This window comes from Burkholderia sola (assembly GCF_905400185.1).
Classification (GTDB): domain Bacteria; phylum Pseudomonadota; class Gammaproteobacteria; order Burkholderiales; family Burkholderiaceae; genus Burkholderia; species Burkholderia sola.
In genome coordinates this window covers 1,660,087-1,675,796 of the sequence record NZ_FR989675.1, presented here as the reverse complement: position 1 = coordinate 1,675,796, position 15,710 = coordinate 1,660,087, and the positions used below count along the sequence as shown (strand labels likewise).

Below are 15,710 nucleotides of genomic sequence, written 5' to 3'. Positions count from 1 at the left end.
CGCTCGGGCTATCCGACGCTGCCGGCCAATTCGAAGATCGGCATGTAGAGCAGCAGGACCACCGCGCCGACCGTCGCGCCCACCGCGAGCATCAGGACCGGTTCGAACACCTTGCTGAGCATCTCGATCGCGCGGTCGAGCGCGCCGTCGTGAAACTGCGCGATGTGCTCGCACATCCCGCCGAGGTCGCCGCTCTGTTCGCCCACGCGCAACAGCCGCTCGGCGACCGACGTCGTCAATCCATGCGCGGCGAGCACGGCCGCGACCGGCCGCCCTGCGCGCATCTCGGTCAGCGCGACGGCGAGCCGCGCGCGAAAGTGCTCGGGCAACACCTTGCCGGACAGCTCCAGCGCCACGATCGCCGGCGTGCCGCCCGCGATCAGCAGGCCGACGGTCCGGTAGAACCGCGTGAGCGCGAACAGCGCGCAGATGTCGCGCACTTTCGGCGCGCGCCACATCAGGCGCTGCACCGCACGCTTGAACGCGGCCGAGCGGAGCCCCAGCGCCGCGCCGACGAACGACGCAGCGACCGCGAGCCCGACCGCCATCCCGTTCTCGCGCAGCAGGTTCGCCCACCAGAGCATCGCGCGGGCCGTCGCAGGCAATGTGGCGAGCGATTCGAACACCACCGCGAAACGCGGGATCACGAAGAACGCCATGAACAGCAGGATCGCGATGCCCACGCCGATCACGACCGCCGGATAGATCAGCGCGCCGATCACGCGCTTGCGAACCTGTTCGATTCGCACTTCGTATTGCTGATAGCGCTTGAGGACGAGCGGCAACTGACCGCTGCCCTCCGACGATTCGATCGTCGCGACGAGCAGCGGCGGAAAAATGGCGGGCTGCTGCGCGAGCGCCTTCGACAACGGCTGCCCCTCGACCATCACCGCCAGGATCCGGTCGATCACGTGCTTCGCATCCCGGCCCGAATCCGCCTTGTCGCGCAGCGCCTCGAGCGCCTCGATCAGCACGAGGCCCGCGTCGAGCAGCGTCGACAATTCCTGCAGGAACAGCGCGAGCGCGAACTTCGGCGCCCGTCTACGACGCCCGAAACGGGCATCGCGCCGCACCTCGAGCACGACCGCGCCCTGCGCCGCGAAGCGCGCCCGCACGTCCGTCTCGCTTGCCGCTTCGACCGCCTGCTGCGTGACCTTGCCGGCGGCAAGCACGCGTACCCGAAACGCGTCCATCGCTACCTCCGCCAATCGTCGAGCAGCGCGAGGCTCGAGTCGCGATCGCTCGTCAGCGCGTGGTACACGCGCCAGACCTTGGTCGCATAAGCCTTGCGCGCGGGTTCCCGTTTCGTCGACGACCCGGCGTTGTACGCGCCGACTGCGTTCCACGTGTAGCCGTGCCGGTCGATGAATCCGGCGAGAATCGACGCGCCGGTGTCGATCGACGTGCACGGCTCGTCGATCAATCGCTTGTGCGTCACGCCGACCTTGACGAGACGCGGCAAATGCGAACTGTTGATCTGCATCAGCCCGATGTCGTAGGTGCCGTTCCGGTTCCAGTTCATCGCGCGCGGGTTCAGCGCGGATTCCACTTTCGCGATCGCGACCAGCAGCAACGGATCGATGCCGTGACGATCGCCCGCCCGGGTCCAGCAATCCTTGGCCGCGGCGCCGGACGCGCAGGCGGCGAACAGCGCCACCCCCGCGATCCAGCGGCGCGGACCCTTACATGTCATAGACGAGGTCCGCATCGAGACCACTCCCGCCGACACGACCGTCCCGTCCGAGCGACACGATCTCCGCCTCGCCTTCGCGGCCCGGCACGTTCCATTGGTAGGCGCGGCCCCAGCCGTCCTTCGGCACCGCCTTCGCGAGGTACGGACCGTTCCAGCCGTCGCTGCCTTGCGGCTGCGCGACCAGCGAGTCGAGCCCTTCGTCGGCCGTCGGATAGCGGCCCGTGTCGAGCCGGAATTGCGTGACCGCGTCGCCCAGCGTCTTCATCTGCGCTTCGGTCGACTTGACCTTGGCCTTGTCGACCTGCGAGAACAGCTTCGGACCGACATAGCCGGCCAGCAGCGCGATGATCAGCAGCACGACCAGCAGCTCCAGCAGCGTAAAGCCCTGCTGGCCGCGGCGCGTTGCCCATTTCCGGTAGTTCTGTTTCACGTCGTTTGCCCTCTGTAGAGATCCCGGCACGGCGTCGCGGCCGGGGGCCGTCGTGTTGCAGACGGCAGGTGAGTGAGGCGCTTTCGGAGAGGTGGTTCGATTGAAGGAAAGCGCCGATCGATGAGGTCATTTTCCCGGGGGAAGGGAAGCGTCACCACCTTCATCAACGAAATATCAAAAACGGTTTTGAATCGGCCGACTCGCGACCGCGCGTCAGCAAAAAAGCCGCGCGCATGGCTGCGCGCGGCTCACGTCATCTCCTTGTCAGGTCGTTACTTGCTGCAGGCGCCCAGGTCCTTCCACACCTTGCCGGTATGGTCGGCGCCCGTCGATGCCGGATCGCCCGGGACCTCGTTCTGGGTCCACCAGCGCGCCTCGTACGTGCGGCCGTTGTGCTGCACCTTCGCACCGCCCGTGTAGGCCGTCCCCTGCTTCCATGCAGCCTGGCACTGAGCGCCTTCGCCGCCCGATTCGCCGGTCAGCTTGAACGTGGTGGTTTCCTGCTTCAGCGTGCCGCCCTCGATCTGCGACGTCGCCACGGCCGTGTGGTCGCCCGCCTTCGCGTTCGCGATATCGACGTTCACGTCGCCCTGCATGCGCATCGTCGACGACTTCGAGCCGACCAGCGAGTTCGCCGCGTCGTAGACCTTCACCGTGACGTTCGTGTCCTTGGTGTGATTGAACTTCAGGAAGAACTTCGCGGTCGCCTTGCCGTTCTGGATCTTGAACTCGCCGTTGTTCGAAATGCTGAAGCCTTCGTCGAGGCCGCCTTCCGGCTGGTGATCGATCGTCGTCTCGGTGCGCACGATGCCGCTGGTGCTCTTCGAGAACACGTCGTTCTTGCCAAGCGCGGGCTCGATGCGGCCGTCGCGCTCGACGCCGGCGATCAGGTTCGCCGCCTGCGTGCGGTTGATTTCCTTCGCGAGCAGCATCGGCCACATGTTGCGTTCGCCCTGCTGCGCGGAGCCGATCGTCACCGTGGTCTTCATCGACGGCACTTCGCCGCCCGACTTGAACACGCGGTTCGTGACCTTGTCGCCAGTCTTCAGGTCCATCGTCGGCGCGATGCTGCCGACGTTCGACCAGTTCGGCTTGCCCGGATCGGTCGGGCCGCCGGCGTCGGTGATGTTCAGGTCGGCCACGTTATAGAACATGCCGGCCGTATCGCCGACGTGCCACGTCGTCAGCATCACGTGATGGCCCTTCTTGTCCGACGGGATCGTGCAGCCGTGCGGGCCGATCTCGTCGGCTTTTTTCATCCCGCCGTCGATCGTGCAGAACGGCGTCAGGTCGAACTGCTCGCGCGTGAGCTTCGCGTTCGGATTCCAGCCCTGCTTCGTCAGGTAGTACTTGAATTCCTTCGTCACGTGCGGCGCGGTGAACGTCCACTTGAACTTCTGCGCGCCCGGCTTGATGTCGGTGATCTTCCAGCGATCGACCGACTGCTCGTTGAGCTCGCTGAACTGCGTCACGCCGCCGCTCGCGATCTCGCCGTCCGGCGCGCCGGCTGCCGGGAAACCCTGCTTGCCTTCGATGCTTTGCGGTTCGTAGGTGACCGAACCGCAGTTGAAGTTTTCGACCTTGCCCGCCTTCGAACTGCACAGCAGGCCGCGCGACGGCGGCTCCGACAGGTAGCCGTGGGCAAACGCGGCTTGCGCGAAGAACATCGACGCGCAGGCTACGAGCGGCGACAGGGTAAAGAGGGTCTTTTTGGCTGATCGGGTTCTCATCTGATTCCGTTGGGTTGAGCGTTGAATGGAGTTGCCTCGTTAAGCGAATCGCGAACGATCCGCCGGAATGTGCGTGACGTATGTCCTGCTGACGAAACGCTGGGTGCAGTATCGTCAGGCGCCGCGCTTCGGCGTACCTTCCTGAACGATCTCTCAAAGAATCGTCGCCCCCAGCCCGCCCGCTTTTAGATTGCGTTGAGAATCGTTGCCGCCATGCCGCCCTCGAAAAAGAATGTGCTCGCTTTCCCGCACTTTCTTTCAACACCCGGATGGATGGTTATCAAATTGAAATCGCATAAACGCACTCCCGACATCGTGATCCGCCGCCGCTCCCTGCGTCGTGCGCACGTTGCCTATGCCGCGCTCGCCGCGGCCAGCGCGCTGAGCTTCGCGAACGCCGCGCTGGCCGCGCCCGGCAAGCCCAGCCTGAAGCAGTACGAAATCACGTCGCAGCCGCACGGCTTCGTCGAGATCGACATGCAGAAGGCCGGCGTCGCGCCGTACAAGGACATCGTCAAGCTGAACAAGAAGGTCGACGTGCCGCTACCGTTCGACATCTGGAGCAACGGCACCGCGGTGAAGGCGGTCGCGGTGGTCAACGGTGTCGTCGATCCGGCGTCCGAGGTCCGGATGACGCCCGGCGGCACGCAAAGCGGCCAGGTCGTCGCGAACGTGAAGACGCCCGGCGTAAAGAAGATGCAGGTTCGCGTGATCGACGCCAACGGCGCCTCGACCGACAGCGCGCCGCTCGACGTGGTCGTGTTCGACACGATTCCCGAACTGGCGGACGACCTGCCGAACAACGCGAGCAAGACCCACAAGCCGTATGCGAACACGTCCGGCTCGGTGGTCGGCACCTACTTCGCGACCTGGTCGATCTACGATCGCAAGTTCAACGTCGACAACGTGCCGGTCGAGAACCTCACGCACATGCTGTACGGCTTCATCCCGATCTGCGGCGGCGCGGACGTGAACGCGTCGCTCGCGAAGGACCTGCCGGGCTCGTTCAACACGCTGATGCAAAGCTGCAAGGGCCTGCCCGACTACAGCGTCGCGATCCACGACACGTACGGCGAAATGGCCAAGGCGCTGCCGGGCCAGACCGCGAATTCGAAGCTCAAGGGCGTGCTCGGCCAGATGATGGCCGCGAAGAAGCGCAACCCGAACCTGAAGATCCTGCCGTCGATCGGCGGCTGGACGCTATCCGACCCGTTCTTCCAGATGCACGATCCGGCGAAGCGCAAGGTGTTCGTCGATTCGACCGAACAACTGCTGCGCACGTGGAAGTTCTTCGACGGCGTCGACATCGACTGGGAATTCCCCGGCGGCAAGGGCGTGAATCCGTCGCTCGGCGATCCGGTGAAGGACGGCCCGCTGTATGTGACGCTGATGAAGGAACTGCGGCAGATGCTCGACAAGCTGTCGCAGGAAACCGGCAAGACCTACGAGCTGACGTCGGCGATCGGCGCGGGCAAGGACAAGATCGACGTGGTGAACTACAAGGAAGCCACGAAGTACATGGACTACATCTTCGACATGACGTACGACTTCTACGGTGCGTTCAGTCTGACGGAGCTGGGCCATCAAACCGCGCTGTACGCACCGGACTGGAAGCCCGACACCGCGTACACGACGCACAACTCGATCAAGGCGCTGCTCGCGCAGGGCGTCGATCCGAAGAAGCTCGTGGTCGGCGCGGCGGCGTATGCGCGCGGCTGGAACGGCGTGCACGGCTATGCCGACGGCAATCCGTTCACCGGCACGGCGACGGGCCCGCACAAGGGCCAGTGGGAGCCGGGCATCCTCGACTACAAGAAGCTCAAGGCGGAGATGATCGGGCCGAACAACGCCGGCATCAACGGCTACGAATACCACTACGACCAGACGGCCGAAGCGCCGTACGTGTTCAACAAGAGCACCGGCGAACTCCTCACGTTCGACGACGAGCGTTCGGTCCTCGCCAAGGGCGACTACGTGCGTGCGCATCAGTTGGGCGGCCTGTTCTCGTGGGAAATCGACGCGGACAACGGCGACATCCTGAACGCGATGCACAAGGGCCTCGGCCACGGCGACGAAGGCGGCGGCGGTGCCGAAAACCATCCGCCGGTCGCGAACGCAGGCGCCGACATGACGGTGACCGGGCCGCAGACGGTGACGCTCGATGCGTCGAAGTCGCGCGACCCCGACGGCGACAAGCTGAGCTTCAAGTGGGAACAGGTCGGCGGCGATCCGCTGAAGCTCGTCAATGCGACGAGCGCGACCGCGAGCGTCGACGTGCCGTCGGTCAAACAGGACACGAAGTACACGTTCCGCGTGACGGTCACCGATCCGGCCGGGCTGAAGGATACGGCGCAGGTGGTCGTGACCGCGCAGGCGGACGCGACGGTCGAGCCGCCGCCCGCCGAGAACCGTCCGCCGGTCGCGCACCTCGGCGGCCCGGCAACGGCTGAAGCCGGCCAGGCCGTGACGCTGTCGGCCGCGAAGTCGACCGACCCGGACGGCGACAAGCTGAGCTTCAAGTGGAACGTCCCGACCGGCATCAACGCAACGCCGAGCGGCGCGACGTTGAACTTCTCCGCGCCCGAACTCGCGAAGGACCAGTCGTTCACGTTCTCGGTCACCGTCAGCGACGGCAAGCTGTCGAGCAGCGCCAAACATACGGTCCTCGTGAAGGCGAAGGATGCGGGTGGCGGTAACGGCGGTGGCGAAGGCGGCGGCAATGGCGGCGGCGAGTACCCGGCATACAAGGCCGGTACGCAATACAACGCTGGCGACATCGTGTCGAACCTCGGCAAGCTGTACCAGTGCAAGCCGTTCCCGTACAGCGGCTGGTGCTCCGGCGCGCCGGCGGCATACGAACCGGGCAAGGGCTTCGCGTGGAACGACGCGTGGACGCTCCATGGTGACGGCGGCAACGGCGGCGGCGAAGGCGGCGGCAACGGCGGCGGCGAAGGCGGCGGCGAAGGCGGCGGCGACCACCCGCAGTACAAGGAAGGGACGAAGTACAACGCCGGCGACGTCGTCTCCAACAACGGCAAGCTGTACCGCTGCAAGCCGTTCCCGTACACCAACTGGTGCTCGATGGCGGCCTGGGCTTACGAGCCGGGCAAGGGCACCGCATGGGACCAGGCGTGGGAGGAACACAAGGAGTAAGACCGACGACGTGCCAGGTCCGGCCGGCCGCGCCATCGCGGCGCCCCGGCCGATGTGAAACCCGCGTCCAACGACGCACAACGGCAAATGCCTGAATCGCCCCCGCCTCGTGCGGGGGCGTTTTCGTTTCGGGACCGGGCGATGCGCGGCCGTTTCAGGCGTCGGTCTCCCGTGTCGGCTTCCGGCGCTTGCCGTGCCGCCGCGCGTGCATCCGTACGCCGCAGGATCAGCCTGCAAACGCGCCGGATGGTGCGCGCGATGGCCGACAGGGCCGGGCCGCCGGATCGTCATCGCCTGGCGGCATTCGCGGCCTCGCCGTCGTGCGGTAAGCGGTAGGCGGTACGACAGCAAGACGCACGCAACCCTTTCACGCTTCCTTCCGCCCGAGCCGGGCACACGTGACGTCATTCGACACGCTGTCCGGGCCTCGGTATTCGTCGTCGTGACGAATGCCCCGCCGAAACGCAAAAAGGCCGGACCCGCGCGGCACGGGATCCGGCCTTTCATCGATCGGGTTTCAATCCTCGCCCGGCTTCGGCAAAGCGCACGCCCGCGCTGCCGTTCCGGTACCCGGCGGTTACGCGTCTTCGAGCATTTGCGCTGCGGTTCTCGGCAAGCGTACGGTAAAGCGGCTGCCCTGCCCCGGCGCCGACGTCACCTCGACCGATCCCCCGTGGCGCTCGATCACTGCCTTCACGAACGGCAGCCCGAGGCCGACACCGCCACTTGCGTCGCGATACATGCCGTCGACCTGAAAGAACGGTTCGAACAGCCGCGGCATCGCGTCGGCCGGAATGCCGATCCCCTGGTCCTGCACCGCGACCGAAACCTGCCGGTCGTCGGCATCGATCCACACGTCGACCACCGTGTCCTCGGCCGAGTACTTGATCGCGTTGTCGAGCAGATTGGTCAACGCGCGCAGCAGCATGTCGCGATTGCCGAGGACGAACGCGTCGTCACCCTCGTAATGCGGGCCCTCGACGCGGATGCGCTTCCCGTTCGCGCTGTGCCAGACATGATCGACCGCTTCCGTCGCGAGGTCGCTCGCCGACATCGGCACGTAGGCATGCGTGTCAAGGTGCTCGGCGCGCGACAACTGCGTGAAATCCTGGGCGACGCGCAGGCTGTAGTCGACGAGCTTGTGCAGGTCGGCCAGGAAACCCTCGTCGCTCGCGCCATCGGCCTGGTTGCGCTCCTCGAGCAGCGAGAGCACCGTCGACAGCGGGTTGCGCAGATCGTGCGCCATGTGCCGCAGCGTCCGCCGGTCGCTTTCGACCGCGGCCTTGATGTTGTGGATATCGACGAGGCAGATCATGCTCGCGGTCGAACTGTGCCGTTCGCCATCGCCGAACGGCGTCACCATCACCATCTGCGTGCGCCCGTTCAGCGCCAGCTCGGCCGAATGGATCTTGCCGCTCGCCTTCGCGGTCAGCACTTCGTCGCGCACGATCGACAGCACGCGCCGTACCGCCGCGTCGCCGTCGGCGTCGAGCGCCGCCAGCATCGCGCGGCCGCGTGCGTTGCACATCAGCATCTCGCCACGCTGTTCGACGAAGATCGGATACGGCAGCGTCTCGATCATGTCGACATACGCCGTCCGCCATTCGCGAATGCGCTGCATCGCGAGGTCGACTTCATCCGTCGTCGGCAGCCCGCTGTCCGCGCCGGCCGCGGGCGGCAAGCCGACGAACGCGTGCTGGCCGGCCAGCCCGCGCAGCATCCCGTATTCGCTCAGCAGGAACGCCCGCAGGCTGCCGGCGCGCCGCCAGCCGCATATCGCGAAAATCAATACGCACACGGCAAGCAACGGTCCGATCGGCGTCCAGTACGACCCATGTACGAGCAGCAGCATTTCGGCGGCGACGAACGCGGCCAGCCACCCGATCGCGAATGCATACATGCGCCAGCCCGGCACCAGCAGGCAGATCAGCAGCATCCCCGTCGCGACCGCGATGCTGACGGCGATCTGGATCGCGATCGGCTCGCGCCACAGGATCTGGCCGTCGACCAGCGCCTGCGTCACCAGCGCATCCACCTCGACGCGACGCAGCCGTCCGCCCGCCGACGTCGACAGGTCGTAGACGCCGGAGAGATCGGACATCGCGTCGCCGACGAAGACGATGCGGCCGCGCCACGCCGACTCGGGGATCCGCCCCTTCAGCACATCGACGTACGAATAGCGGTCGAGATCGAAGCGCGCCGGCAGGAGCAACGCGAGCGAGCTCGCTTCGACATGGCCCATCCTGGACACGTGATCCTGCACGTGAAGGCGCACGTCGCCGGCCGGCAGCGACCTCCCCGCGACACGAATCGCCTCCAGCGCGACATGCGACAGTTCGCGGTCCGAATCGCCGGCCCGGACGTACGGCACGATGCCCTGCACCAGATGGTCGCTGCCGAGCACGACGCTGCGCTGGCCGACGGCCGCCGCCGCGCCGCGCAACCGCGGCGCGGGCAGCAGCACGGTGTCGGCGCGCGTGCCCTCCGGCGACACGTGGGCGGGCAGCACGACGCGCCCGTGCCGGGCCAGCGCAGCCGCGAGCGCGTCGTCGCCGCGCGCCGGGCCGAACATCGTCATGTCGAGCACGACGCTCGATGCGCCGCCCAGACGATCGAGCACTTGCGCATAGGCGGCTCGCGTATAACTTGCATCGCCCCCCAGTTCGGCGACCGTCTTCTTGTCGATCGAGATGACGACGACATCGTCGCGCGCGCCGTAATCGACGCCGGTCGTGACCAGATTCCAGTACAGACGGTCGAGCGGAGACAGCAAGGTCTCGGCCGCCGGCGTACAGCTGAGCACCGCCAGCAATGCAACGCCGGCCGACAGCGGCCAGACGGCGGGCCGCACGGACGTCGCGATTCTCCAGACTCGATTGAGCCAGTCAGGCATGGGATGGCATTCCGCGTTATTGTTTTATTTGCCCGAGTTCGATGGTGCGCATTTCCTGAATTGTCTTGCGGCGGATCGTCCGCATTCTTCGTCGCACTGGCGATCCCGCCGCGCGACTACCGCGCAGGCGGGCTCGGGTTCCTCAACACACAACCGCGCCGCATTCGGCTGCCGGTTACCAGACCGACATGTTGCTCGAATCGCTTTGATTTTTTTCAAGTTCCAGATTCAATTATCTCTTGTCCCATAGGATTTATCCGCACTTTAGTACTTGTCTTATCCCTCGAAATCAAGCGTGCTGCCCACGACGAGGACGGACGGCAACGCTCCGCCGTTGTCTGCGCAACGGGACGACGGGTCGCGGGCCGGTTCGCGTCGATACAGGGCCATCGCGCCGCAGTTTCGTCGTGCAACGGCGCGGTCCGATCCGTCGAGGTGCCGGCGGCTATCGAGCGCGAACGAATATTTTTGGTGGGTTCCAGTGGAATTGTGTTGACAGCCACTTCGGACCCGCTATAATTTCGGTCTTTCGCATCGCAGCAAGCGAAACGTGCCCAGGTGGCGGAATTGGTAGACGCACTAGGTTCAGGTCCTAGCGGTGGCAACATCGTGGAGGTTCGAGTCCTCTCCTGGGCACCATCTGTATTTAAAAAGGTCGGCTTTCAGCCGGCCTTTTTCATTTCGGCACTTCCATCGCGACTGCCCGTCTTCGCCCCTTATGTCGGCCGCTCCGATCGATAGCAGAATTTATCGGTTATCAATCCCCCTCCCCGTTGTTACGTTAGCCGCCTCGCTTTCAACGCATCCAACGAGGAGTCCCCTTCATGACGTCGATGAACCGCCGCACATTCGCACGCGCGATGCTGGCCGCGGGCCTCACGGCCGCCGGTGTCCGCGCGCACGCCGAGAACGCGCCGGCCGCACTGCGCATCGGTTACCAGAAGTCGTCGACGCTGATCACGCTGCTCAAGACGCGCGGCACGCTCGAGCAGGCGCTGACGCCGCTCGGCCTGACCGTGTCATGGCATGAATTCGCGAGCGGATTGCCGCTGACCGAAGCGCTCAACGTCGGCGCCGTCGACTTCAGCGCCGATGTGGCCGATACGGTCCCGGTCTTCGCGCAGGCCGCGCATGCGCGTTTCGTGTATGTCGCGCAGGAGGCGCCTTCGCCGAAGGCGCAGGCGATCGTCGTCAAGCAGGACAGCGCGCTGCGCACGCTCGCCGATCTCAAGGGCCGGCGTATCGCGGTCACGAAGGCAGCCGGCAGCCACTACCTGCTGCTCGCCGCGCTCGCCCGCGCGAAGCTCGCGCCCGCCGATGTGGCGATCCATTACCTGACGCCCGCGGACGGCCGCGCCGCATTCGAGCGCGGCAGCGTGGACGCATGGATCACGTGGGACCCCTATGTCGCGTCGGTCGACCGGAATCCCGACGTGCGGATCCTGGCCGACGGCAGCGGACTCGCGTCGTACCAGCGCTACTACCTCGCATCGAGCAGCTTTGCCGCCGCGCGCCCCGACGTCGTCCAGATTCTGTTCGACCAATTGTCCCAGGCCGGCGCGTGGCTGCGCGACCATCCGCAGGACGCCGCGAACACGCTCGCGCCGATCTGGGGGCTCGATGCTGCGACGATCGCGCGGGCGAATGCGCGACGCAGCTACCTCGTCCGCGCGGTGGCCGCGCAAAACTTCGGCGAACAACAGAAGATCGCCGATACGTTCCTGGCGGCCGGACTGCTGCCCGCCCGCGTCGATACCAGCCAGGCGGAGCGCTGGAATTTCACCGCGAAGCGCGCGGAACCGATCGGCGCGTGACGATCGCGCCACGCCACGCGCGCATTATTTTTATCGCTCCGGATGAAATTGTGTTGACAGACTCCGTCAGCACGCTAAAATAGCGGTCTTCGCATCGCAGCAAGCGAAACGTGCCCAGGTGGCGGAATTGGTAGACGCACTAGGTTCAGGTCCTAGCGGTGGCAACATCGTGGAGGTTCGAGTCCTCTCCTGGGCACCATCTGTTTTCTAAAAAGGTCGGCTTCTAGCCGGCCTTTTTTCATTTCAAGCCCAGGAAACAAAGCGCCTGTGCGCCTTGCGCGAGGGCTCGAAAGGCTGCGCTTGCAAGCGCAGCCGGCTGGCGTCGTGATTACACCGTCCCGGTGACGCGCACGACATGCTGAATCCCGTCCCTCGCCATCTTCGCGTACGGACAAATCGCCTCCGTCTCCGCGACCAGCTCGCGCGCGGCAGTTGCGCCGACGCCCGGCATGCCGACCTCGAGATCGAGCGCGATCGCAAACAGGCCATCCACCGGATCGCGCTGAAACGTTGCGCTGGCCGTGATCGCGAGATCGGGCGGCAAGCGCACCCGGCGCCGCATCGCCACCAGCGTCAACGCGCCGTGAAAGCACGCCGCGAAGCCGGCCGCGAACAACTGCTCCGGATTCGTACCGCCACCCACTCCGCCCAATTCGACCGGCAGGCGCAACGACACATCGAGTTCGCCGGTTGTCGAACGCGCGTGGCCGGACGAACGTCCGTGGGCCGCTTCGCCGCCGGTGACCGTCACCGTCGTCGTGTAAAGCGGCAGCGGTTCGCTGCCGGTATAAGGATCGAGCAGCGATACCGAAGGCCGCGTCGTACGATGCATGGCGTTTCTCCCGAGTGCAGACGCCGGACGGCTCCCGCCGCCCTGCGTCCAGTAAACGATGAACGACCGACGCTGCCGGCCCCGCATCACGCGGCGCCCGCAGACATCGCCCTCTTCCGGCTGTGCTTTCGCATGCAGCCGAGCCGGCAATCGTGACGCGCGGCCGGCAGCAAATCCATCAGACGAATTCGAAATTCCCGGCCCCGAAACGAGCCGCGGGCGGCCGAGCCACGCTGCCGTTCCCGGATACGACCGGGATTTCCCTAGGCTGACAGACCGCCGTTCGCGCGGTTAAATAAATCAACGTGATTTATTTAATGCGCCGCCGAGCGGTGCGACATGGAAGGAGACGCCATGAGAAGCCCGCACTTCGGCCAGGGAAGCAATTCGGCCAACGTGCGCCGTTACAACGAGCGCCTGCTGCTGAAGACGCTGCGCCGTGCGGGCAGCGCATCGAAGGCCGACCTCGCCCGTCTCGCGAGCATGACGGGGACGGCGGTCGGCAGCATCATCGCGTCGCTCGCCGACGCGAAGCTGATCGAATTCGCGGGCCGCACCGAAGGCCAGCGCGGCCAGCCGGCGTCGCTGATCCGCCTCGATCCGCGCGGCGCGTTCGGCATCGGCGTCCATCTCGACCGGATGCGCATCGAGACGGCGCTCGTCAATTTCGCGGGCGACGTGCTCGGCCGCCGCTCACACGACACGCTGCTTCCCCCGCCCGCCGACGTGCTCGAGATCGTGCGTCACGACATCGACGCGATGCAGGCCCTGCTCCCCGACCATGAACGCGCGCGCCTGACCGGCGTCGGCGTCGCGCAGCCGTACAACCTCGGCGCGTGGATGCGCGAGCTCGGCCTCGCGCCCGACACGTTCCGCGCGTGGGAAGACGTCGACTTCGCGGCCGACCTCGGCCGCACGCTGTCGCTGCCCGTATTCGGCGAAAACGACGGCAACGCGGCCGCGATCGCCGAACTGTTCTACGGGTACGGCCGGCAGTGCGACGACTTCGTCTACCTGTTCATCGGGCCGGCGATCGGCGGCGGCATCGCGATCGACGGCGACTGCCTGCGCGGCGTGACCGGCAATGCCGGCGACATCGCGGTGATTCCGGTGCCGCCGAGCCGGCTGGCCTCCGCGCCGCCGCCGCGCGGCCCGTGGGACATCCTGCTCGCACGCGCCTCGCTGCATGCGCTCGTGCGCCACCTGCGCCATCACGGCGAGACGGTCGAGAACCGCGCCGATCTCGAAGCCTGCATCGCCCGCGGCCTGCCGGCCGTCGACGAATGGATCGACGACTGCGTCGACGCGCTTGCACCGGCGTTGCGCGCGGTGCTGTGCGTGATCGACGCGCCGGTGGTCGTGATCGACGCCGACACCGACGCGGGCCTGCTCGACGCGCTCACGACCCGCCTGCGCGCGGCGCTCGTGGCCACCGCGCCCGAGGCGCGCGGCACGCCGGTCCTCGTGCGCGGCACGTTCGGCGCCGATGCCGGCGCGATCGGCGCCGCCACGCTGCCTATGTTTTTCAACTTCTCCCCGCGGGCCGGCATCCTCAAGGGCGCCCGCACCGATTCGCAGGAGGTCCACCATGTCGCGTTCTGAGTCGCCCCGCCCGCTGCTCGAGATGCGCGGGATCAGCAAGACGTTCCCGGCCGTGCGCGCGCTCGACAACGTCAGCCTCACCGTCTATCCGGGCGAGATCCACTCGCTGATGGGCGAGAACGGCGCGGGCAAATCGACGCTGATGAAGATCCTGTCGGGCGCCTATCGCGCCGACGCCGGCGGCGAGATCCTGATCGACGGCCAACGCATCGACATCGACGGCCCGCTCGCCGCGCGCGATGCCGGCGTCGCGGTGATCTACCAGGAGCTGTGCCTGTCGCCGAACCTGACCGTCGCGGAAAACATCTACGTCGGCCGCGAACTGCGCCGCGGCAACCGGCGCTGGGGCACGATCGATCGCGCGGCGATGGCGCGCGGCTGCCAGGACGTGCTCGCGCGCCTGGGCGCCCCGTTCGGGCCCGACACGCTCGTCGACACGCTGTCGATCGCCGAACAGCAGCTCGTCGAAATCGCGCGCGCCGTGCACACCCGCGCCCGCATCCTCGTGATGGACGAGCCGACCACGCCGCTGTCGTCGCGCGAAACCGAACACCTGTTCCGCCTGATCCGCCAGTTGCGCGAGGAAGGCCTCGCGATCATCTACATCAGCCACCGGATGGCGGAGATCTACGAGCTGTCCGATCGCGTGTCGGTGCTGCGCGACGGCACGTACGTCGGCACGCTCGAACGCGAGGCGCTGTCGGCCGAGCGGCTCGTCGCGATGATGGTCGGCCGCGACATCTCCGGTTTCTACAAGAAGGAACACGCGCCGTACGACCCCGGCCACCTGCTGCTGTCGGTCCGCGACATCGCCGACGGCGCGCGCGTGCGCGGCTGCAGCCTCGACCTGCACGCGGGCGAAGTGCTCGGCATCGCGGGCCTCGTCGGCGCGGGCCGCACCGAGCTCGCGCGGCTGATCTTCGGGGCCGAGCCGCGCGTGCGCGGCGACGTGAAGCTGGGCGAGCGCACGTTCGGCGCACACTCGCCGCGCGACGCGATCGACGCGGGCCTCGTCTACCTGACGGAAGACCGCAAGCGCCAGGGCCTGTTCCTCGACATGAGCGTGCGCGACAACATCAACATCTCGGTATGCAACCGCGATGCGCGGCTCGGCGCGCTCGACCTCGCGCGCGGCGCCGAACGCGCGCGCGACGCGATTGCATCGCTGTCGATCCGCGTCCCGCACGCGAACGTCAACGTCGGCGCGCTGTCGGGCGGCAACCAGCAGAAAGTGCTGCTGTCGCGCCTGCTCGAGACGAAGCCGCGCGTGCTGATCCTCGACGAACCGACGCGCGGCATCGACATCGGCGCGAAATCCGAGATCTACCGGATCATCAACGAACTGGCCCGTGCCGGCGTGGGCGTGATCGTGATCTCGAGCGAACTGCCGGAAATCATCGGCGTCGCCGACCGCGTGCTCGTGATGCGCGAAGGCGAGATCGCGGGCGAACTCGGCGGACACACGCATACGCCGATCACGCAGGAAGCGATCATCGCGCTCGCCACCGGCTCGCAGGCCGAACTGGCCGACGCGCACTGACCACGGCCCCTTCATTTCCCTCT

Annotated in this window: 10 protein-coding genes and 2 tRNA genes; 6 read left to right on the top strand and 6 right to left on the bottom strand. The window is 66.6% G+C overall.

The features are described from left to right. Window positions 1-8 precede the first annotated feature (8 nt). The 4 genes from KR541_RS07715 to gbpA all read right to left on the bottom strand — a co-directional run bounded on the left by KR541_RS07715 (window position 9) and on the right by gbpA (window position 3,853). Window positions 9-1,193, bottom strand: coding sequence for a type II secretion system F family protein (locus KR541_RS07715; RefSeq protein WP_089488399.1), 1,185 nt, complete (start codon window positions 1,191-1,193; stop codon window positions 9-11). A 2-nt stretch (window positions 1,194-1,195) separates the two neighbouring features. Beyond that, the gene (locus KR541_RS07710; RefSeq protein ID WP_050012687.1) at window positions 1,196-1,708 is read right to left on the bottom strand and encodes a lytic transglycosylase domain-containing protein; all 513 of its coding nucleotides are present in this window, start codon (window positions 1,706-1,708) and stop codon (window positions 1,196-1,198) included. Continuing rightward, window positions 1,683-2,123, bottom strand: a complete 441-nt coding sequence (gene gspG, locus KR541_RS07705) for a type II secretion system major pseudopilin GspG (RefSeq protein ID WP_050012527.1) — start codon at window positions 2,121-2,123, stop codon at window positions 1,683-1,685. The genes KR541_RS07710 and gspG overlap by 26 nt, the downstream gene beginning before the upstream one ends. A 272-nt stretch (window positions 2,124-2,395) precedes the next feature. Beyond that, window positions 2,396-3,853 carry an N-acetylglucosamine-binding protein GbpA gene (gene gbpA / locus KR541_RS07700; protein ID WP_050012526.1) on the bottom strand — a complete coding sequence of 486 codons (1,458 nt, stop codon included), beginning with the start codon at window positions 3,851-3,853 and terminating at the stop codon, window positions 2,396-2,398. 285 nt (window positions 3,854-4,138) lie between these two features. On the opposite strand from gbpA, the gene KR541_RS07695 reads away from it, so the two are divergent. Next, complete coding sequence (locus KR541_RS07695; RefSeq protein WP_252996651.1) at window positions 4,139-7,006, top strand: glycosyl hydrolase family 18 protein; 2,868 nt, start codon at window positions 4,139-4,141, stop codon at window positions 7,004-7,006. A 577-nt stretch (window positions 7,007-7,583) separates the two neighbouring features. On the opposite strand, the gene KR541_RS07690 is transcribed toward KR541_RS07695, so the two are convergent. Next, window positions 7,584-9,899: an ATP-binding protein gene (locus KR541_RS07690; RefSeq protein ID WP_050012524.1), complete on the bottom strand. Its 2,316-nt coding sequence runs from the start codon at window positions 9,897-9,899 to the stop codon at window positions 7,584-7,586. A gap of 552 nt (window positions 9,900-10,451) precedes the next feature. Between KR541_RS07690 and KR541_RS07685 the strand changes: the two genes are divergently transcribed. The 3 genes from KR541_RS07685 (at window position 10,452) to KR541_RS07675 (ending at window position 11,912) form a co-directional block, all read left to right on the top strand. Beyond that, window positions 10,452-10,538, top strand: a tRNA-Leu gene (locus KR541_RS07685). A 185-nt stretch (window positions 10,539-10,723) separates the two neighbouring features. After that, on the top strand, window positions 10,724-11,713 hold the full coding sequence (locus KR541_RS07680) for an aliphatic sulfonate ABC transporter substrate-binding protein (protein ID WP_050012523.1): 990 nt from the start codon (window positions 10,724-10,726) through the stop codon (window positions 11,711-11,713). A 112-nt stretch (window positions 11,714-11,825) separates the two neighbouring features. After that, window positions 11,826-11,912: transfer RNA gene (locus KR541_RS07675), tRNA-Leu, on the top strand. Between the two features lie 129 nt (window positions 11,913-12,041). On the opposite strand, the gene KR541_RS07670 is transcribed toward KR541_RS07675, so the two are convergent. Beyond that, window positions 12,042-12,545, bottom strand: a complete 504-nt coding sequence (locus KR541_RS07670) for an Ohr family peroxiredoxin (protein WP_050012522.1) — start codon at window positions 12,543-12,545, stop codon at window positions 12,042-12,044. 354 nt (window positions 12,546-12,899) lie between these two features. On the opposite strand from KR541_RS07670, the gene KR541_RS07665 reads away from it, so the two are divergent. Together KR541_RS07665 and KR541_RS07660 are read left to right on the top strand one after the other, a co-directional pair. Further along, window positions 12,900-14,147, top strand: a complete 1,248-nt coding sequence (locus KR541_RS07665) for an ROK family protein (RefSeq protein ID WP_050012521.1) — start codon at window positions 12,900-12,902, stop codon at window positions 14,145-14,147. Continuing rightward, on the top strand, window positions 14,134-15,687 hold the full coding sequence (locus KR541_RS07660) for a sugar ABC transporter ATP-binding protein (protein ID WP_216089476.1): 1,554 nt from the start codon (window positions 14,134-14,136) through the stop codon (window positions 15,685-15,687). Before KR541_RS07665 ends, KR541_RS07660 begins: the two co-directional genes overlap by 14 nt. The last annotated feature ends 23 nt before the right edge of the window (window positions 15,688-15,710 follow it).